Source organism: Burkholderia metallica (assembly GCF_001718555.1).
Classification (GTDB): Bacteria; Pseudomonadota; Gammaproteobacteria; order Burkholderiales; family Burkholderiaceae; genus Burkholderia; species Burkholderia metallica.
Genome location: NZ_CP013403.1, coordinates 2,557,719 through 2,575,055 on the forward strand (window position 1 = coordinate 2,557,719; position 17,337 = coordinate 2,575,055).

At 67.9% G+C, this 17,337-nt stretch carries 11 protein-coding genes; 5 read left to right on the top strand and 6 right to left on the bottom strand.

Going from position 1 to position 17,337, the window contains the following annotated elements; genetic code table 11:
• Positions 1-43 precede the first annotated feature (43 nt).
• Complete coding sequence (locus WJ16_RS30845) at positions 44-955, top strand: LysR family transcriptional regulator (RefSeq protein WP_069260744.1); 912 nt, start codon at positions 44-46, stop codon at positions 953-955.
• Between the two features lie 34 nt (positions 956-989).
• Here the strand turns inward: WJ16_RS30845 and WJ16_RS30850 are convergent, their stop codons facing one another.
• The 4 genes from WJ16_RS30850 to WJ16_RS30865 all read right to left on the bottom strand — a co-directional run bounded on the left by WJ16_RS30850 (position 990) and on the right by WJ16_RS30865 (position 6,559).
• A complete protein-coding gene (locus WJ16_RS30850) occupies positions 990-2,042 on the bottom strand; it encodes a nucleoside hydrolase (RefSeq protein WP_069260745.1) in 1,053 nt (350 codons plus the stop codon).
• A gap of 10 nt (positions 2,043-2,052) precedes the next feature.
• Complete coding sequence (locus tag WJ16_RS30855) at positions 2,053-3,165, bottom strand: porin (protein ID WP_069260746.1); 1,113 nt, start codon at positions 3,163-3,165, stop codon at positions 2,053-2,055.
• A 207-nt stretch (positions 3,166-3,372) separates the two neighbouring features.
• The gene (locus WJ16_RS30860; RefSeq protein WP_069260747.1) at positions 3,373-4,731 is read right to left on the bottom strand and encodes a hypothetical protein; all 1,359 of its coding nucleotides are present in this window, start codon (positions 4,729-4,731) and stop codon (positions 3,373-3,375) included.
• Positions 4,732-5,137: 406 nt separating this feature from the next.
• On the bottom strand, positions 5,138-6,559 hold the full coding sequence (locus WJ16_RS30865) for an MFS transporter (RefSeq protein ID WP_069260748.1): 1,422 nt from the start codon (positions 6,557-6,559) through the stop codon (positions 5,138-5,140).
• 434 nt (positions 6,560-6,993) lie between these two features.
• Between WJ16_RS30865 and WJ16_RS30870 the strand changes: the two genes are divergently transcribed.
• The gene (locus WJ16_RS30870; RefSeq protein ID WP_069260749.1) at positions 6,994-9,441 is read left to right on the top strand and encodes a DUF3772 domain-containing protein; all 2,448 of its coding nucleotides are present in this window, start codon (positions 6,994-6,996) and stop codon (positions 9,439-9,441) included.
• Between the two features lie 105 nt (positions 9,442-9,546).
• Here the strand turns inward: WJ16_RS30870 and amaB are convergent, their stop codons facing one another.
• On the bottom strand, positions 9,547-11,058 hold the full coding sequence (gene amaB, locus WJ16_RS30875; protein WP_069260750.1) for an L-piperidine-6-carboxylate dehydrogenase: 1,512 nt from the start codon (positions 11,056-11,058) through the stop codon (positions 9,547-9,549).
• A gap of 591 nt (positions 11,059-11,649) precedes the next feature.
• On the opposite strand from amaB, the gene WJ16_RS30880 reads away from it, so the two are divergent.
• The 3 genes from WJ16_RS30880 (at position 11,650) to WJ16_RS30890 (ending at position 15,435) form a co-directional block, all read left to right on the top strand.
• Positions 11,650-13,230, top strand: coding sequence for an amino acid permease (locus WJ16_RS30880; protein ID WP_069260751.1), 1,581 nt, complete (start codon positions 11,650-11,652; stop codon positions 13,228-13,230).
• A 145-nt stretch (positions 13,231-13,375) separates the two neighbouring features.
• Positions 13,376-14,644, top strand: coding sequence for an NAD(P)/FAD-dependent oxidoreductase (locus WJ16_RS30885; protein ID WP_069260752.1), 1,269 nt, complete (start codon positions 13,376-13,378; stop codon positions 14,642-14,644).
• Positions 14,645-14,760: 116 nt separating this feature from the next.
• A complete protein-coding gene (locus tag WJ16_RS30890) occupies positions 14,761-15,435 on the top strand; it encodes a TetR/AcrR family transcriptional regulator (protein WP_069260753.1) in 675 nt (224 codons plus the stop codon).
• A 79-nt stretch (positions 15,436-15,514) separates the two neighbouring features.
• Here WJ16_RS30890 and WJ16_RS30895 read toward each other — a convergent pair whose 3' ends face one another.
• Positions 15,515-17,308, bottom strand: a complete 1,794-nt coding sequence (locus WJ16_RS30895; RefSeq protein ID WP_069260754.1) for a phospholipase D-like domain-containing protein — start codon at positions 17,306-17,308, stop codon at positions 15,515-15,517.
• Positions 17,309-17,337 lie beyond the last annotated feature (29 nt).

Consider the following 17,337-nt stretch of genomic DNA (forward strand, 5'->3'; position numbering starts at 1 on the left):
GTCTTATACTGCCGCGTACCGTATCCCCGACCGTTATTGCCCGATGTCGTCCGACCGTTCGTCGCTGCTGCCCGCGCTCACGCTGCGGCAGGTCCAGCACTTCGTCGTGCTCGCCCACGCACGCAGCTTCACGCAGGCCGCGCAGGCGCTGTCGCTCACGCAGCCCGCGCTCACCGCGTCGATCCGCCAGATCGAATTCCTGCTCGGCGGCCGGCTGTTCGCGCGCTCGGCCCATCGCCTCACGCTCACCACCGCGGGCGAAGCCGTCCTGCCGCTCGCCGAACGCCTGCTCAACCACGCGCGCGGCACCTTCGACGACATGACGCGGCTCATCGGCGAACGCATTCAGACCGTGCGCATCGCGTTCATCCCGTCGGTTGCGGGCCGCCTGCTGCCCGCGCTCAACGCACTGCGCGACGCGCACCCGACGCTGCGCTTCACGCTCACCGACCTGCCGAACAGCGCACTCGTCGAAGCCGTGCGCGACGGCGTCGCGGATCTCGGCATCGGCGTGCGCGAACCCGACAGCGACGACGGCACGCTGCGCTACCGGCAACTGTTCGAGGACGAGATCGTGATCGTCGTGCGGCGCGACGATCCGCTCGCCCGCGCGAAGAGCGTCACGTGGTCGAAGCTCGTCGATCGCGAACTCGCGGTGTTCGTGCGCGGCAGCGTCAGCGAATCGCTGCATCGCACCGGCGGCGCCGAGAAGCTGCGCCTGAACGTCACGTACCGGATGGAATATACGGAGCCGCTCTACGCGCTCGCGCGCAACGGCCTCGCGACCGCCGTGCTGCCGAGCCTCTACACGATGCATCTGCACGATCCCGAACTCGTCGCGCTGCGCGTCGACAAACCGCGCGTCACACGCGCGATCTCGCTGATCTCGCTCGCCGCGGACGATCGCGGCCCGCACGTGCGCGCGTGCCGCGAGTGGATTGCGAAGCACATCTGACGACGTTCGCCGTCTGCAGGCTGACGACTCGCACTCAGGGCAGCTTCGCGATGCGTTCGGCGAGCGTCGCATAGAAGCGGTCCGCGTCGACCTCATTGATCCACGTCGCGTTCGCCGCGCGGCCGCTGCGCCCGTTCCAGTCGACGACGGTCTCGCCGAGCGTCCACTGCCCGGTCGTCTCGACCATCACGTTGACCTTGCGCCCGCCGAACAACGTCGGATCGACGAGATAGCCGACCGCCGTCGGGTCGTACATCGGCGCGTCTTCAACACCGCGCCGCTTCTTGTTGTACGCCAGCTCGGCATCCATGATGTCCGCGACGATCGCGCCGCAACGGTTGCCGAGCGCGCGGAACGGCGCGACGCGCGCCGGCGTGATCGGCGCCTTCACCGCGACGTCGCGCGGCAGCACGACGATCGGCACGCCGCTGCCGAACACGACGTCGGCCGCCTGTGGATCGACGTAGATGTTGAACTCGGCGGCCGGCGTGATGTTGCCGCGCTCGAAGAACGCGCCGCCCATCAGCACGATGTCGCGCAGCGCAGCGCGAATCTGCGGCGCTTCGACCAGCGCGGTCGCGAGGTTCGTCAGCGGGCCGAGCGCGCACAGCGTCACGCTGCCCGGCGCCGCGCGGCTCAGCGTATCGACGAGATACGACACCGCGTGGCCGGCGGCGAGCGGGGCAAGCGGCGCATGCAGCTCGACGCCTTCGAGCCCGGTCTTGCCGTGCACGTTCGCGGCTGTCACGAGGTCGCGCACGAGCGGCCGCGGGCAACCCGCGTAGACCGGCAGCGACTTCGTGCGGCCGGCCCAGTCGCGGATGATCCGCGCATTGCGTTCGGTGAGATCGAGCGGCACGTTGCCCGCAACGGCCGTCAGCGCGCGGACGTCGAGCCGGTCCTGCGCGCCCAGCGCGAACAGGATCGCGATGGCGTCGTCCTGCCCCGGGTCGGTGTCGATGATCACCGTGCGGCGCGCGGCGTCGCCGCCGGCCGCGAACGCGCCCGTTTCGGGCAGCAGCGCGGTGCCGGCCAGCGCGGCGGACAGTTTCAGGAACGTGCGGCGGGATGCGATCGGATGGGTCATGGCGTGTCGCTCAGAAAACGTGCCGGACGCCGAGCGTCGCCATCATCTGGCGCGTGCCGGTCGAGCGTGCGTACGCGAAGATCTGCGCATGATCCGCGTCGCCGGCCGCCTGCTGCGCGATCACCGTCAGCGCGACGTCGGTGCGTTTCGACAGGAAGTAATCGGCCTGCAGGTTCACCTGGTGCCATTTCGGCCGATTGTCGATCACGTCGTACTTGCCGTTCGTGAACGCGTACGCGGCGCCGAGAAAGAGCTGCGGCGTCATCGTGTAGACCACGTTCACACCGAGGTTCTGCAGGTGCAGATGCGAATTGTCGAGGTAATCGTAGCGCACGTCGGTAAACATCGCGGCGAACTGCGCGCGGCCGATCGTATAGAAGCCGCCCGTGCCCGCGATCCGCTGCCGGCTCGCGTACGCCGCCGGCGTCATCGCGCTCTTGCTGAAGATCAGCAGCGGCGACGCATAGTCGTTCGCGATCGCGCCGTCCTGGTTCGTCGCGCTGTACGGATGGTTGTATTGCGCGTAGACCGCGCTCCAGCGCAGCGGGCCTCGTTCGTAGCCGAGCCCGAAGCTGTAGGCGCTGTTGTTCGCGAAGCCCGTCGCGTTGCTGAAGCCGTACAGCGCGGTGAACTTCAGGCCGTGGTAGACGGGGCTCACGTACTTCACCGAGTTCTGCACGCGGATGTCGTTGTAGCCGTTGTCGTTGTCGCCGATGTTCACGCCGTTGCTCGCGATGATCACGGGCCCGATGTAGTCGTGGATCGCGTCGTACTGGCGGCCGAACGTCAGCGAGCCGTAGGTGCGGTCGGCCAGGCCCACGTAGGCCATCCGCCCGAATTCGCGGCCGTTCTGCGCGGCCGTGCCCGTCATCACGTTGAAGCCGTTCTCGAGCTGGAAGACCGCGGACAGCCCCTGCCCGAGATCCTCCTTGCCCTTCAGCCCCCAGCGCGGGTTCTGGTTCGTGCCGGACAGCGCCTGCCAGGCGTTCTTGCCGCCCTGGTTGGTCGCGAACCCGACACCGGCCGAGATGAGACCGTACAGCGTGATGCTGCTTTGCGCACAGGCATGCGTCGCGAAGGCGCCGAGCATCGCGAGCGGGGCGAGCTTGTAGAGAGTTTTCATTCGGGTCGTGTGAGCGGTGTTGGTCCAGGCGCGGCAGGGTTCCGCGAAACTGGCCTCGACTATACGAACCCGGATCGGCAAATAAAAGTTTGCTTTTCTTATGTCTCAATAAAACGGATTTATTCTCATCCGTATCGTTCCCCCCGCTCTCGCTCCCACGCGCCTCACCCGCGCACTCCGCACACTCTCGCGGCCGCCGGCCGGCCGTCAGTCCGCCGTGTCGCCGCTCTTCGGCAGCTTCGACCATGCCTTGCGCCCCGGCAACGGCGACCACGCCGGGCGGCTCTTGCGCGCGCTGTCGACCACGACCAGGTAGCGGCCCGCGATCGGCGTGATGTCGCGATCGCGGCGCAGCACCCACAGCGACTTGCCGGCCTCGACACGCGCCTGATAGTCGTCGTCGAGCAGTCCGTGCCGATCGAAGAACATGTTCAGCGATGCGGGAATCCGCACGCACCCTTTCGAGTGCCGGATGCCGAGCAGCGCTTCGAGTCGATCGGGGTCGGTCGCATGCATCTGGAAGCGCATTGGCGATACGCCGCCCTTGCCCCAGCCGCGCTCGCCGTCCACCCAGCCGAAATCGTAGATGCGCATGTCGCGGTGCCCGTAGCCGCGGATGCCGTTCTCGTTCGTCGTGCCTTCCGCGCGGAAATCCATGTTATCGGGCGAGTGATGGAACACGCCGAGCGGCGTCAGGAAATGGTCGTACTGTCCCGGCAGCCCGGTGCCGACCGGCGATGCGCCGATCATCATCCACGCGTTGGCCGGCGTTGCGCGGAAGTAGATGAACAGCGCCTGCACGTTCGGCGCGCGGTCGACCATCGCGACGTATTCGCCGGCGAGGTCGCCGAGATCCGCAGCGGCGAGCGCCTTCTGGAGCCGCTCGCCGTACGCGCGCTGGTCGCCGACCGGCACGTTCAGGCGCCGCGTGACTTCCTGCGAGAAACGCTTGCGCATGTCGATCGCGCGCGCGGTCGCGTTTTTCGCTTCTTCGGCCGACAGCGGCGGATGGCGCCGCGGCGGGGTGGGTGCGGGAGGCTCGGCCTCGCTGGCGGCGGTGGCGGATGCGGCCGACGCGGGCGCGGCGCTGGATGCGCCTGATGCGCCTGATGCGCCTGATGCGCCTGATGCGCCTGATGCGCCTGATGCGCTGGATGCGCTGGATGCGCCGGAAGTGCCGGATGCAGCCGATGCGCCCGATGCCGCGCTGGCAGGCTCGGCTCGATGTGCTTGCGACGACGCAGGTGCAGGCTGCGCGGCCGATGCACCCGATGCACCGGACGATGCGTGTGCGGACAACGCCGAATGCGCACGAGAAGCCGCCGACGCGGGCGGCGTAGTTGATGAGGATGACGTAGCAATGGACGGCGAAGCGTCGGACGCGGCAAAGGCCGGCTGCACGGCAAGAACGGAAATCGGCAGCGCGGCGGCGAGCCACGCGGACGCGGCAACTGCGCGGGCAAGACGGCGCGGCTTCGCAAACGGCCGCGTCAGGCTGAAAAGAATCATGAATTCGAAGCCATCGGCCGATCCGGCCGCCGCATGCTGCTGTTGCGAGCGGCGCATCTTCCGCGCGAGCTATCGACACATCCGGCGCACTCTGTGCGCCCGGCGCCGACGCCTCTTTGCGGGGAGCCGTTCGCTGCTGTAACGCGTACGGTCCGATGGTGGCTAATGAGTCGTCAGGCCCTTCATTTTACGCCCCGTCGCACGATTGCGCAGCGGCAAAACCGCGGTTTCGCGGCGGAATTGCGCTTCGTCACGCTTTGTTTCAACTCGTTGCTTCCTGCGTTTTCGGAACGTGGCAGGCTTGATCGTTGGACGTTCCGGACCGACAAAAGACGGCTTTTTCCAATAACTTCGGATACCGGATTATTTAAAGCAAACCGCTCTCGCAACGCCCGCGATTCACAACGCCACCGCGTCGCACGCATGCCGCACGAACCGTGCGCCACGCGTGCACAACCCCCGCTTACTTCGAGATGGTTTCGAGCGCGATGCCTTTCGTGCGCGGCCCCATCAATCCAATCGCGGCCATCACGATCACCATCGCGCCCGCGATGAACGCGAACACGCCCAGCGTGCCGAAGCCCTTCAGCACGGCCGCGATCACGAACGACGAGAAGATCGCCGAGAAGCGGCTCCACGAATAGACGAAGCCGACTGCCCGTGCGCGGATCGACGTCGGGAACAGCTCGGCCTGATACGCGTGGAAGCTGTACGACATGATGTTGCTCGCGAGCGTGAGGCCGATGCCGAGCACGATCAGGAATGCGCCGACCGTCGTCTGGCTGAACAGCAGGCCGCAGACGACGATCGCCGCCGCCATCGCGATGATCACCGACTTGCGCTCGAAGCGGTCCGCGATCACGAGGCCGATCAGCGGGCCGATCGGCGCGGCGAGCGCGATCACGCTCGAATACATCAGGCTCGACGTGATCGTGATGCCCTGCTTGATCAGCAGCGTCGGCACCCAGTTCGCGAAGCCGTAGAACCCGACCGTCTGGAACACGTTGAAGATCGTCATCATGATCGTCCGGTTGCGATACGGCTGCACCCACATGTCGCGGAAGCTGCCGCGCGGCGGCACGGGCTCGGAGGGCGCGGGCGGTGGCAGCGGCCGGCCGTATTCGGCTTCGACTTTCGCTTCGAGCGCGCGCATGATGCGGTCGGCTTCGTCCACCCGCCCCTGCTGCGCGAGCCAGCGCGGGCTTTCCGGCAGTTCGCGGCGAATCCACCACACGAACAGCGCGCCGTGCGCACCGATCAGCACGACCCAGCGCCAGCCGTCGAGGCCGAACGGTGCGTTCGGCACCAGCAGGTACGCGAGGAACGCGACCACCGGCACCGCGACGAAACCGACTGCCTGCTCGCACGCGAATGCGCGGCCGCGAATCTGCTTCGGCACGAGTTCGGAGATGTACGTGCCGATCGTCACCATCTCGACGCCGAGGCCGAGACCGACGACGAAGCGCCAGAAGTTCAGACCGGCGGCGGTGTCCTGGAACGCCATCACGACGTTGGCCGCCGTGTACCACAGCAGCGACCACGTGAAGATCGCGCGGCGGCCGAAGCGGTCGGCGAGGAAACCGCATGCGATCGTGCCGATGAAGAGCCCCGAGAACAGCGCGGCGATGAAGCTCGCGACGCCCGTGGTGCCGAACAGGCCGTGCGTCGTCGCGGAAAGGATCCCGCCTTTCACGAGGCCGGGGGCGACGTAGCCGCTGTAGAGCAGGTCGTAGAGTTCGAAGAAGAAGCCGAGGCTCAGCAGGACGACGAGCTTCCACACGGTGCGCGTGGGCGGCAGGCGGTCGAGGCGGGCCGAGATGGAGCCGGGGTCGATGGAGGGGGATGAGGCAGGTGCCTGCCGTGGAAGGCTGTCCGTTGAGGCCATCTTGCGCGCGTCTCCTGATCGTGTCGTATGTTGTTGTCCGGCGACCGTCGAGCCGCCGTCGGGCGAATCGCTGCATTGTACCGGCCCGCCCGGCCTGCGCGGATGCGAGCCGACCCCGATATCCGGCGCGCGACACGACGAACACCCGTTTTCGCACCGGACGATATGTAACTTGCGTAACCGTCTGTCGGCATGGGAACGGGGATCATGACGGCCATACGTCACCGTCCGCCCCGTTGCGCCGGTGCCGCCGCCCCGACGGACCGGGCGCGACACGCGATTTCGCGCGGCCGCAACGCACCGGAATCGTCGCAAACGGCGGACGCAATCGGGACAACCACGTCCCCCGCGCCCCGGTAACATGCTACCGGGCCAACCACCGGCTTCCGGGCGCCTTTCGGCGACCGGGACTGTCGGCAAATCGTAAGCATTCCATGTCCATACAACGACTCTCCTTTTACGCCCGCCGGGTCGCGTTGGTCGCGCTGCTGCAGTTCGCGGCGATCGCGACCGCGTCGGCGTTTCCGGCGGCCGCCTCGGCACCGATCGCGAGCGGTGTCGGCGCGCCCGTGCCGGCCATCTCGCTGAACGACGCCGTCGCGCAGCTCAAGCAGATGCAGGCCGAACTGGACCGCATCAAGCAGCAGACCTCGACCGCGTCCAACAGCAAGGAGCTGGACGCGCTCGGCGACTCGACGCAGGAGCTGAGCGCCGACGTCGACAAGCTGCAGAGCGAACTCGTTCCGCAACGTGCGCAGATCCAGGGGCAACTCGACGTGCTGGGCCCGGCCCCGGCCGATGGCGCCGCGCCGGAAGCGCCGGCCGTCGCGAAGCAGCGGGCCACGCTGAACGCGCGCAAGACACAGATCGATGCGGCGCTGAAGCAGATCGCCGACCAGAAGACCAGCCTCACGAATCTGAACGAGCAGTTCGCGAAGCTGCATCGCGGCCTGCTGAAGAACCAGCTTGCGTTCCGTTCGGGCGGCATTTTCAGCGCACAGTTCTGGCTGCCGCTGTTCCATCTTTCGCCAGACGACGCCCAGCGGCTCGGGGACTTCGACGACGAAATGCTCGACATGCTGCATTCGTCGTGGGTGCCTGGACAAAAAGCCATCACCGTGCTGCTGCTGATCGCCGCGTTCGCGGCGTGGACCGGCGGCCGCCGGGCCATCGAGCACGCGCTCGCGTGGTTCTGCATGAACCGGCTGCCGGCCACCCGCTTGCGCCGCAGCGCGCTGGCGCTGTCGACCGCGCTGTCGACATTGCTGGCAACCGCCCTCGCCGTCCAGATCTTTTACCTCGCCGTCGCGCGCCATTACGAGCTCACGCCGGCGCTGAGCGATCTGTGGGACCAGATCGCGAAGCTCGCGACGACCTGCGCACTGATCGGCGGGCTCGGCCGCGCACTGCTCTGCACCCGGCATCCGTCGTGGCGCCTGCCCGCGATCGCCGATCCCGTCGCGCGCGCGATGAAGCCGTTCCCCAGCATCCTGGCCGCGCTGCTGATGATGTCCGGCACGCTCGAATCGATCAACCGGATCGTCGACACCAGCCTGTCGGTCACGCTGTTCGGCCGCGGTATCGTGTCGCTCGTCGTCGCGCTGACGGTCGGCGCGTCGCTGCTGCGCTCGAACCGCGCGCGCAGCGTGCTGGCGGCGGCCGGCGAGGCGCCCGAGCAGCGTTCGACGCTCGCCGGGCTGATCCATGCCGGCGTCACGCTGGCGATCGTCGCGTCGCTGATCGCACTCGTGATCGGCTACATCACGGTCGCGCGCTTCATCACCTACGAGCTCGTGTGGTTCGAGATCGTGCTGTGCGCCACCTACATCCTGATCCAGTTGACGCGCGACGCGAGCGAAAGCCTGTTCTCGCCGAGCCTGTCGACGGGCCAGCAGATCAAGCACCTGTTCGCGCTCGAAGACCGTCATCTCGACCAGGCCCGCACGGTGCTGTCCGGCTTCGGCACGAGCCTGCTGATGCTGATCGCGGCCATCGCACTGGTGACGGGCGGCTTCGGCACGACGCCGAGCGACCTGCTCGACAGCGCGATCGCGATGATCGGCAGCCAGCGACTGCAGAGCCTGAACATCATGCCCGACCGGATCATGAACGCGGGAATCGGGTTCGCGATCGGCTTCTACCTGCTGCGCTCGCTGCGCCGCTGGCTCGACGGCGAGTTCATGCCCGCGCTCGGCATGGATACGGGCATGCGCGTGTCGCTGATCACGCTGTTCACCAACGTCGGCTACGTGCTGCTCGTGCTGATGACGCTCGGGCTGCTCGGCGTCCGGTGGAACAACCTCGCGTGGATCGTCAGTGCGTTGTCGGTGGGTATCGGCTTCGGCCTGCAGGAGATCGTGAAGAACTTCGTGTCGGGGCTGATCCTGCTGACCGAGCGGCCGGTGAAGGTGGGCGACATGATCAGCATCGCGGGCGTCGAGGGCGACATTCGCCGCATCAACGTGCGCGCGACCGAAATCCAGCTCAGCGACCGCTCGACCGTGATCGTGCCGAACTCGCAACTGATCTCGCAGAACCTGCGCAACGTGACGATGGGCAACAGCACGCAAGGCGTCGCGACGCTGGTGCTCACGTTTCCGCTGAACACCGACCCCGAGCAGGTGCGCGACCTGCTGCTCGATGCGTATCGCGAGCACCCGGCGATTCTCGAGAAGCCGGCGCCGTCGGTGACGTTCAGCCAGCTCACGCCGGACGGCATCACGCTCAGCGTGACGGGCTACGTATCGAGCCCGCGGATCGCGAGTTCGACGAAGAGCGACCTGCTGTTCGAGATCCTGAAGCAGTTGCGCGCGGCGGAGATCACGCTGTCGAGCCCGCAGATGCTGGTGGTGCAGAACATGCCGACGGCGGGAGACGCATGACGCGGCTCGCGCGCTTGCCGTCGCGCGGATGAACGAAGGGCCGGCGCCGCAACGCGGCAGCCGGCCCTTTCTGCCTATACGCAGCGCCCGTCCGGGCGCCCCGCATCAAACATCGAACTTCACCCCCTGCGCCAGCGGCAGTTGCCGGCTGTAGTTGATCGTATTCGTCGCGCGACGCATATACGCCTTCCACGCATCCGAACCCGACTCGCGGCCGCCGCCCGTTTCCTTCTCGCCGCCGAACGCGCCGCCGATTTCCGCCCCGCTCGTGCCGATGTTCACGTTGACGATCCCGCAATCGCTGCCGGCCGCCGACATGAACTGCTCGGCCTCGCGCATGTCGTTCGTGAAGATCGCCGACGACAGCCCTTGCGGCACCGCGTTGTGCAGTTCGATCGCATCGTCGAAGTTGTCGTAGACCATCACGTACAGGATCGGTGCGAACGTCTCGCGCTCGACCACCGCCGATTGCTTCGGCATCCGCACGATCGCCGGACGCACGTAGTACGCATCCGCATGACCGACGTCGACGCGCTCACCGCCCTTCACGTCGCCGCCCTGCTCGCGTGCATCGGCCAGTGCCTTCTGCATCGCGTCGAACGACGCGCGATCGACCAGCGGGCCGACCAGCGTGCCTTCTTCCAGCGGATTACCGACCTTCACCGACGCATAGGCCTTCTCGATGCGCGGCAGCAGCTGTTCGACCAGGCTGCGATGCACGATCAGGCGGCGCAGCGTCGTGCAGCGCTGGCCGGCCGTGCCGACCGCCGCGAACGTGACCGCGCGCACGACGAGATCCAGATCCGCGCTCGGCGCGACGATCATCCCGTTGTTGCCGCCGAGTTCGAGGATGCCGCGCGCAAGACGCTGGCTCAGCACCTTCGCGACTTCCTGGCCCATCCGCACGCTGCCCGTCGCGCTGACGACCGGCACCTTCTTCGATGCGGTCAGCACCTCGCCGACATCGCGCATGCCGAGCACCAACTGGCTCAGCCCTTCCGGCGCGACGCCCGGATGCGTCTTCTCGAACTCGCGCAGCGCCTTCCCGAGCAGCACGTGGCACGCGATCGCGGTGAGCGGCGTCTTCTCCGACGGCTTCCACACGACCGAATCGCCGCACACGAATGCGAGCGCCGCGTTCCACGCCCACACGGCGACCGGGAAGTTGAACGCCGAAATCACGCCGCACACGCCGATCGGGTGCCACGTTTCCATCATCCGGTGGCCCGGGCGCTCGGACGCGATCGTCAGGCCGTAGAGCTGACGCGACAGACCGACCGCGAAATCGCAGATGTCGATCATTTCCTGCACTTCGCCGAGCCCTTCCGACGTGATCTTGCCGGCTTCGAGCGTGACGAGGCGGCCCAGTTCGGCCTTGTGCTCGCGCAGCACGTTACCGAACACGCGCACGAACTCGCCGCGCACCGGCGCCGGCACCGTGCGCCACTTGAGGAATGCGTCGTGCGCGGCGTCGATCTTGCGCTCGGCGTCGGCGGGCGTGTCGACGGCCAGCGTCGCGAGCGTCGCGCCGTCGAGCGGCGAACGCGCGGTCAGCGCATTGCCTTTCCACTGGGCGAGATCGATATCGAGCGCGGCAAGAATGTCGTTGAATTGCATCACTTCCTCTTCAGGGACAGATTGATCGGTGCGGCGGCAACGCCGCCCGCGTGATTCGATTGGAGCGCGTTCGCGCGCCCTGTGCAAGCGGATGCACCGCGCGGCAGGCCCGGCCGCACGGCGCGCTCCCGCCTCGCAAGGCACGATCCATGAAACACATTGTCGGTGGCCACAAGTCGGGCCGCTATTGATATTAACTCACCACTTCATTCCGAAAACGCAACAACTCCGCAGATCGGACCGACCGGGTTCCGCGTCGATATCGGACCTCTCCCAAGCCCACGGACGGGCCATCGGACGCGTCGCGACGCGACGCAAGTTGATGACAAAGTGGCATCACCCTGTGCGGAAATATCGTTTGCTGGCCGGTGTATCCGGCACCCACAATCGGGGCGACGTCGAGGTGCCGCGCACCCGGCGCGCCGCCGGCCGCCATGACGGCAGCCCGACGACAGACGAACGCGACACGCATCGCGGCCCGGTTCATCCGGCCCGTTCCGGCATCGCATCACCGCTGCCCGGCCGGCGGCCGGCAACGCGTCGCGCGTCGTCACCGAAAAACAATCCCGGAGACAGCGCCCAGCGCCCGCCATGCATTCAGATGCCCGCCCCGATTCACCCCGTCCGTCCGGCTCGCCGCCCGCGAAGCCGTCCCTTCACCGCGCGCTGCAGGCGCGCCATCTGCGGATGATCGCGATCGGCGGCTCGATCGGCACGGGCCTGTTCGTCGCGTCCGGCGCGTCGATCTCGCAGGCCGGCCCCGGCGGCGCGATGCTCGCGTACATGGTGATCGGCCTGATGGTCTATTTCCTGATGACGAGCCTCGGCGAAATGGCCGCGTTCATGCCGGTGTCGGGCTCGTTCGCGACCTACGGCGCGAAGTTCGTCGACGAAGGCTTCGGCTTCGCGCTCGGCTGGAACTACTGGTACAGCTGGGCCGTCACGCTCGCGGTGGAACTGGTCGCCGCGCAGCTCGTGATGCACTACTGGTTCCCGCACGTGCCGGGGGTCTGGTGGAGCGCGCTGTTCCTCACGTTGATCTTCGCGCTCAACGCGCTGTCGGTGCGCGGCTTCGGCGAGGCCGAATACTGGTTCGCGCTGATCAAGGTGCTGACGGTGCTCGCGTTCGTCGGCGTGGGCCTGCTGATGATCTTCGGAATCATGCAGGGCGGCCCGAGCGCCGGCTGGAGCAACTTCACGATCGGCGACGCGCCGTTCGCGGGCGGCTGGGCAACGATGCTCGGCGTCGCGATGATCGCGGGCTTCTCGTTCCAGGGCACCGAAATGATCGGCGTCGCGGCCGGCGAATCGGAAAACCCGCGCACGACGATTCCGCGCGCGGTGAGCCAGATCTTCTGGCGCATCCTGCTGTTCTACGTGCTGGCGATCTTCGTGATCGGCGTGCTGATTCCCTATACCGACCCGAGCCTGCTGAAGAGCGACGTGACCGACATCGGCGTGAGTCCGTTTACGCTCGTGTTCCGCCACGCGGGTCTGGCATTCGCGGCCGGCGTGATGAACGCGGTGATCCTGACGGCCGTGCTGTCGGCCGGCAACTCGGGCATGTATGCGTCCACGCGGATGCTCTACAACCTCGCGGTCGAAGGCCGCGCGCCGAGGATCTTCGCGAAGCTGTCGCGCGGCGGCGTGCCGCGCAACGCGCTGTATGCGACGACGGCCGTCGGCGCGTTGTGCTTCCTCACGTCGCTGTACGGCGACAAGACGGTTTACCTGTGGCTGCTGAACACGTCGGGCATGGCCGGCTTCATCACCTGGCTCGGCATCGCGGTGAGCCACTACCGGTTCCGCAAGGGGTTCCTGAAGCAAGGCTACTCGCTCGACCAGTTGCCGTACCGGTCGAAGTGGTTCCCGTTCGGCCCGCTGTTCGCGTTCGCGCTGTGCGCGGTCGTCGCGCTCGGCCAGGATTACCAGGCGTTCCTCTCCGACAAGGTCGACTGGGCCGCCGTCGCCGCGACCTACATCGGCCTGCCGTTCTTCGTCGCGATCTGGCTCGGCTACGCGCTCGTGCGCAAATGCCGCCTGGTGCGCTACGAAGACATGGAAATCGCGCCGTGGATCGAACGCAACGTCGCCCCCGACACCGCACCGAAAACCGATGCCGGCTACGCGGGCTACGTCGCCCGCCCGGCCAACCCGACTCAGGGCGCCTGACCGCCCGGCTCGGTCCGCATCGCACCCGCCGCCGCCGCCCCTGGCGCGGCGGCCTGCGCCAGCCACCCATTCGACGCGGCGCGCGCGTTCAGGCAAGATCGACGCGCGCCGCCTGTTTTCCGCCGTCACGAGTCAACGAAATCGCATGCAGAACTTCTACGAAGCCACCGTTACCCGCCAGCCCTACCCGCAACTGACCGGCACGATCGACACGCAGGTCTGCATCGTCGGCGGCGGCCTCGCCGGCCTGTGCACGGCGCTCGGCCTCGTCGAGCGCGGCGTGCAGGACGTCGTCGTGCTCGACGGCGAACGGGTCGGCTTCGGCGCATCGGGCCGCAACGGCGGCTTCGTGTTCGGCGGCTACAGCCTCGACAATGCCGACCTGCTGCGCACGCTCGGCCGCGACGAAGGGCGCCGGCTGTACCGGCTCACCGTCGATGCGGTCGACCTGATCCGCACGCGGATCGCGCGCTACGGCATCGACTGCGACATCGTCGACCAGGGCGTGATGCTCGCGAACTGGTTCGACGATCCTTCCCGGCTCGACGGCGTGCGCACGCTGATGAAGGACGAACTCGGCGTCGACTGGGAACCCGTTTCGACGGACGCGCTGCGCCAGCGGCTGAAGACGCAGCGCTATTACGGCGGCCTGTTCGAGCCGAACGCGTTCCACTTCCATCCGCTCAAGTACGTGCTCGGCGTCGCGGCGGCCGCGTCGCGCGGCGGTGCGCGCGTGTACGAACGCTCGGCCGCGCTCGGCATCGCGCGCGAAGGCACCGGGTACGTCGTGCGCACCGCGCAGGGCACGGTCCGCGCGAAGGACGTCGTGTTCGCCGGCGGCGGCTATGCACGCGGCGTGTCGCCGCGCATCGAGCGCGCGGTGCTGCCGATCGCGACCTACGTGATCGCGACCGAGCCGCTCGGCGCGCGCCTGCCCGACGCGATCGACGCGCCGTACGCGATCTACGACACGCGTTTCGCGTTCGACTATTACCGCCCGCTGAAGGACACGCGGATCCTGTGGGGCGGCCGGATCTCGGTGCTCGACCGCGGCCCCGACGCGATCGCCCGGCTGCTGCGCCGCGACCTGCTGCGCGTGTATCCGCAACTCGACGACGTAAAGGTCGACTACGCGTGGGGCGGGCTGATGAGCTACGCGCGGCACAAGATGCCGCAGATCGGCCGCGACGCGGACGGCGTGTGGCACGCGATCGCGTTCGGCGGCCACGGCATGGCGCCGACCACGGTGGCCGGCGAAGCGCTCGCGGCCGCGCTGGCCGAAGGCCGGCCGGTGCCGGAAGGCTTCAACGCGTTCGGGCTCACGCGCACGTTCGGGCTGGCGGGCCTCGCCGCCGCGCAGCTCACGTACACGGCATACCAGGCCCGCGACGCGCTCGCGTCCTGCCGCCGCTGAGCGGCGGCCACGGCGGCCGAAACGGCCCCGACGATTAGAGCGCGAGGTCGGCCGGGCGGGGATTTCCCACATGCTAGAATGCCTTTTCCACGCCGCCGAAGCCACAATAAAGTCACATGAAAGCAGGAAGCAAGGCCGCCACGTCCGACATCCGCGCGCTTGCGTCCGATGCGCGGCGCAAATACGATCCCGAGCAAACCAAGCGCAACATCCTCGATGTCGCCACGCAGGAATTTTCCGCGATGGGGCTCGCCGGCGCGCGCGTCGACGCGATCGCCGAGCGCACCAACACGACGAAGCGGATGCTCTACTACTACTTCGAAAGCAAGGAAGGGCTGTACGAGGCCGTGCTCGAGAAGGTGTACGGCGACATCCGCGCGCTCGAGCAGGAACTGCACGTCGGCGACATGGAGCCGCGCGAAGGCATGCGCCGCCTCGTCGAATTCACGTTCGACTATCACGACAAGCATCGCGACTTCGTGCGTCTCGTGTCGATCGAGAACATCCACGGCGCGAAGTATCTCGAACAGCTCAAGTCGTTCAAGAACCGCAACGTCAGCATCATCAAGACGCTCGAGGAACTGGTCGAGCGCGGCGCGGCGAGCGGCGCGTTCCGCAAGGACATCGACGCATTCGACCTGCACCTGCTGATCAGCTCCTTCTGCTTCCACCGCGTGTCGAACCGCTACACGTTCGGCGCCGCGTTCGGCCGCGATCCGTCGGCGCCGCGCCTGCGCGCACGGCATCGCGACACGATCGCCGACGCCGTGCTGCGCTACGTCGCCGCGTAAGCGGCACCGGCCGGCCGCGCACTAGCGCGCACTAGCGCGCACCGGGCGCGCGTCTGCCGCGCCCGTCCCCGCCCGTGCGTCAGTCCGTCGGCGCGCTCGACGCCAGCGCGATCCGCGCCTTCTCTTCCGGGCTTCCCGCCACGTAATACTTCCTGGCCCAGCTCGAATCGGGCGCCAGCGCGAGCCGTGCATGCGCGCCCGTACCCGCATCGGCGCCGCGCCGTTTCGCATCGATCGACAGCGCCCGCGCGCGATAGTGCTCGTAAAGCCGCAGGAATTCCGCGAGATAGATCGCCGCGATCCGCCGGTCGCGGATCTCGAGCAGGTTCTCGTCGTTGTACTGCTCGGAATTGCGGCTCATGTTCGCCGAGCCCGTATAGACGACCGGATTCGCGCCTTCCGCATCGATCACGATGAACTTGTGATGGATCACGACGGGCGGAAAGGCCGGCGCCGGTTCGCCCGGAAAGAGCCGCAGCTCGGGCTCGAAACCCTGCGGCACGGTGGCCGGCGAGAAATACGCGGCATCGATCACGTCGCGGTTGTCGCGGCTGCGGTGGTACAGCTCGAGGTTCGCGAGCGTGGCCGCATCGAGCGCCTCGCCGGCCTGCCGCGCGGCATCGGCCTTCGTCGCGCTGCCGACGTTGATCCTGTTCACCAGCCCGAACATCATCAGCCCGCGGTCGCCGGCCGCGAAGCACGCATCGCGCAGTGCCGCGTCGGTCGGCATGAACAGGCAGAACGACACCGAATGCTTCGCGGCCGCGATCGCGGCGACGATCGTGTCGATCTCGGTGCGCTGCCCCGCCGGCTCCGGCGAAAACGCGAGCCGCACCCGTGCGCTGCCGATCGTCACCGGTTCCGACCAGCCCGGCGACAGGCGCGCCGTCTCCGCGATCGACGGATTCCCGGCCAGCGCATGCGCGCGCGCGTCGTACAGCGCGGCGAGCGCGGGCGAGTCGAACGCGTGCAGCACGTTCGCCTGCTCCGTGAGCCCCTCGGTCGTGAAGTTCGCCGAGCCGGTCAGCACGCGCGCGGGTGCCGGGTTGGACGGCGCATCGGTCACGATGAACTTGTCGTGCATGATGTGCGTCCTGTCGCGCGGCGCGAGCGTCGCGAGACCCTGCAACGCATCGACGGCCGGCTGGTTCGGCGACGGCAGCGGCGGCTTGCCCTTGCGCGCCGTCGTGTGTGCGTCGTAGACGATCGCGAGCGACGCTTCGCCGTGCGTGCGCCCGAACGCCTCGAACGCGGGCAGCGCCCACAGCGTGTCGGTCAGATGATAGACGGCCGACACCGCGCGCGACGCGGGGTCGAGCATCTGCGCGAACACCTGCTCCATGTCGTTCGCGAGCCACGTGCGCAGCTTCAGCGCCTGCGCGTCGCTCGGCGCCGCATTCGGCGCGAGGCCCAGCGCCGCGACCTGCTTCGCGAACGCCTGCGAGCTCACCACAGCGCGGTTGAACCACGTGCCGATGCCGTCCTCGACGTGCGCGGGCAGCACGACGTCGCACACGCCGGCTTGCGCGTCGAGCACGTTCAGGTTCGCCGGCGTGCCGACGACCGGATAGACGTCGTAGCGGAACGACGCACCGCGGTCCTGCGGATCGATGCGCGCATCCCACCACATGAATTTCTGGATCGGCGCCTGGTCGGTCGGTGCGTCGCCCTGCGTGTCGGCAGCCGGGCCGTCGAACGTCAGGCGGTTCGGCAGCCAGCTGTTCGGTGCGCGCGTCCTGCCGTCGGCCGACCAGAATCCCGGCGTGCGCCGGATCGCGAAGCCGAGGAAATCGTCGCGCGACTGCGCATCGGCCCAGTCGAAAGCCAGCAGGACGAGAGTGGGGGAAAGATAGCTGCGCACGCTGACGGACATTCGTTGCTCCCTGGCCGCGAGGCCGGTCG

Bases quoted from the DNA above. Each gene is read 5' to 3' on its own strand.
- WJ16_RS30885 (WP_069260752.1), top strand. From the start codon at position 13,376: ATGCAGAACTTCTACGAAGCCACCGTTACCCGCCAGCCCTACCCGCAA.
- WJ16_RS30860 (WP_069260747.1), bottom strand. From the start codon at position 4,731: ATGCGCCGCTCGCAACAGCAGCATGCGGCGGCCGGATCGGCCGATGGC.
- WJ16_RS30895 (WP_069260754.1), bottom strand. From the start codon at position 17,308: ATGTCCGTCAGCGTGCGCAGCTATCTTTCCCCCACTCTCGTCCTGCTG.
- WJ16_RS30890 (WP_069260753.1), top strand. From the start codon at position 14,761: ATGAAAGCAGGAAGCAAGGCCGCCACGTCCGACATCCGCGCGCTTGCG.
- WJ16_RS30845 (WP_069260744.1), top strand. From the start codon at position 44: ATGTCGTCCGACCGTTCGTCGCTGCTGCCCGCGCTCACGCTGCGGCAG.
- WJ16_RS30870 (WP_069260749.1), top strand. From the start codon at position 6,994: ATGTCCATACAACGACTCTCCTTTTACGCCCGCCGGGTCGCGTTGGTC.
- WJ16_RS30850 (WP_069260745.1), bottom strand. From the start codon at position 2,042: ATGACCCATCCGATCGCATCCCGCCGCACGTTCCTGAAACTGTCCGCC.
- amaB (WP_069260750.1), bottom strand. From the start codon at position 11,058: ATGCAATTCAACGACATTCTTGCCGCGCTCGATATCGATCTCGCCCAG.
- WJ16_RS30855 (WP_069260746.1), bottom strand. From the start codon at position 3,165: ATGAAAACTCTCTACAAGCTCGCCCCGCTCGCGATGCTCGGCGCCTTC.
- WJ16_RS30880 (WP_069260751.1), top strand. From the start codon at position 11,650: ATGCATTCAGATGCCCGCCCCGATTCACCCCGTCCGTCCGGCTCGCCG.
- WJ16_RS30865 (WP_069260748.1), bottom strand. From the start codon at position 6,559: ATGGCCTCAACGGACAGCCTTCCACGGCAGGCACCTGCCTCATCCCCC.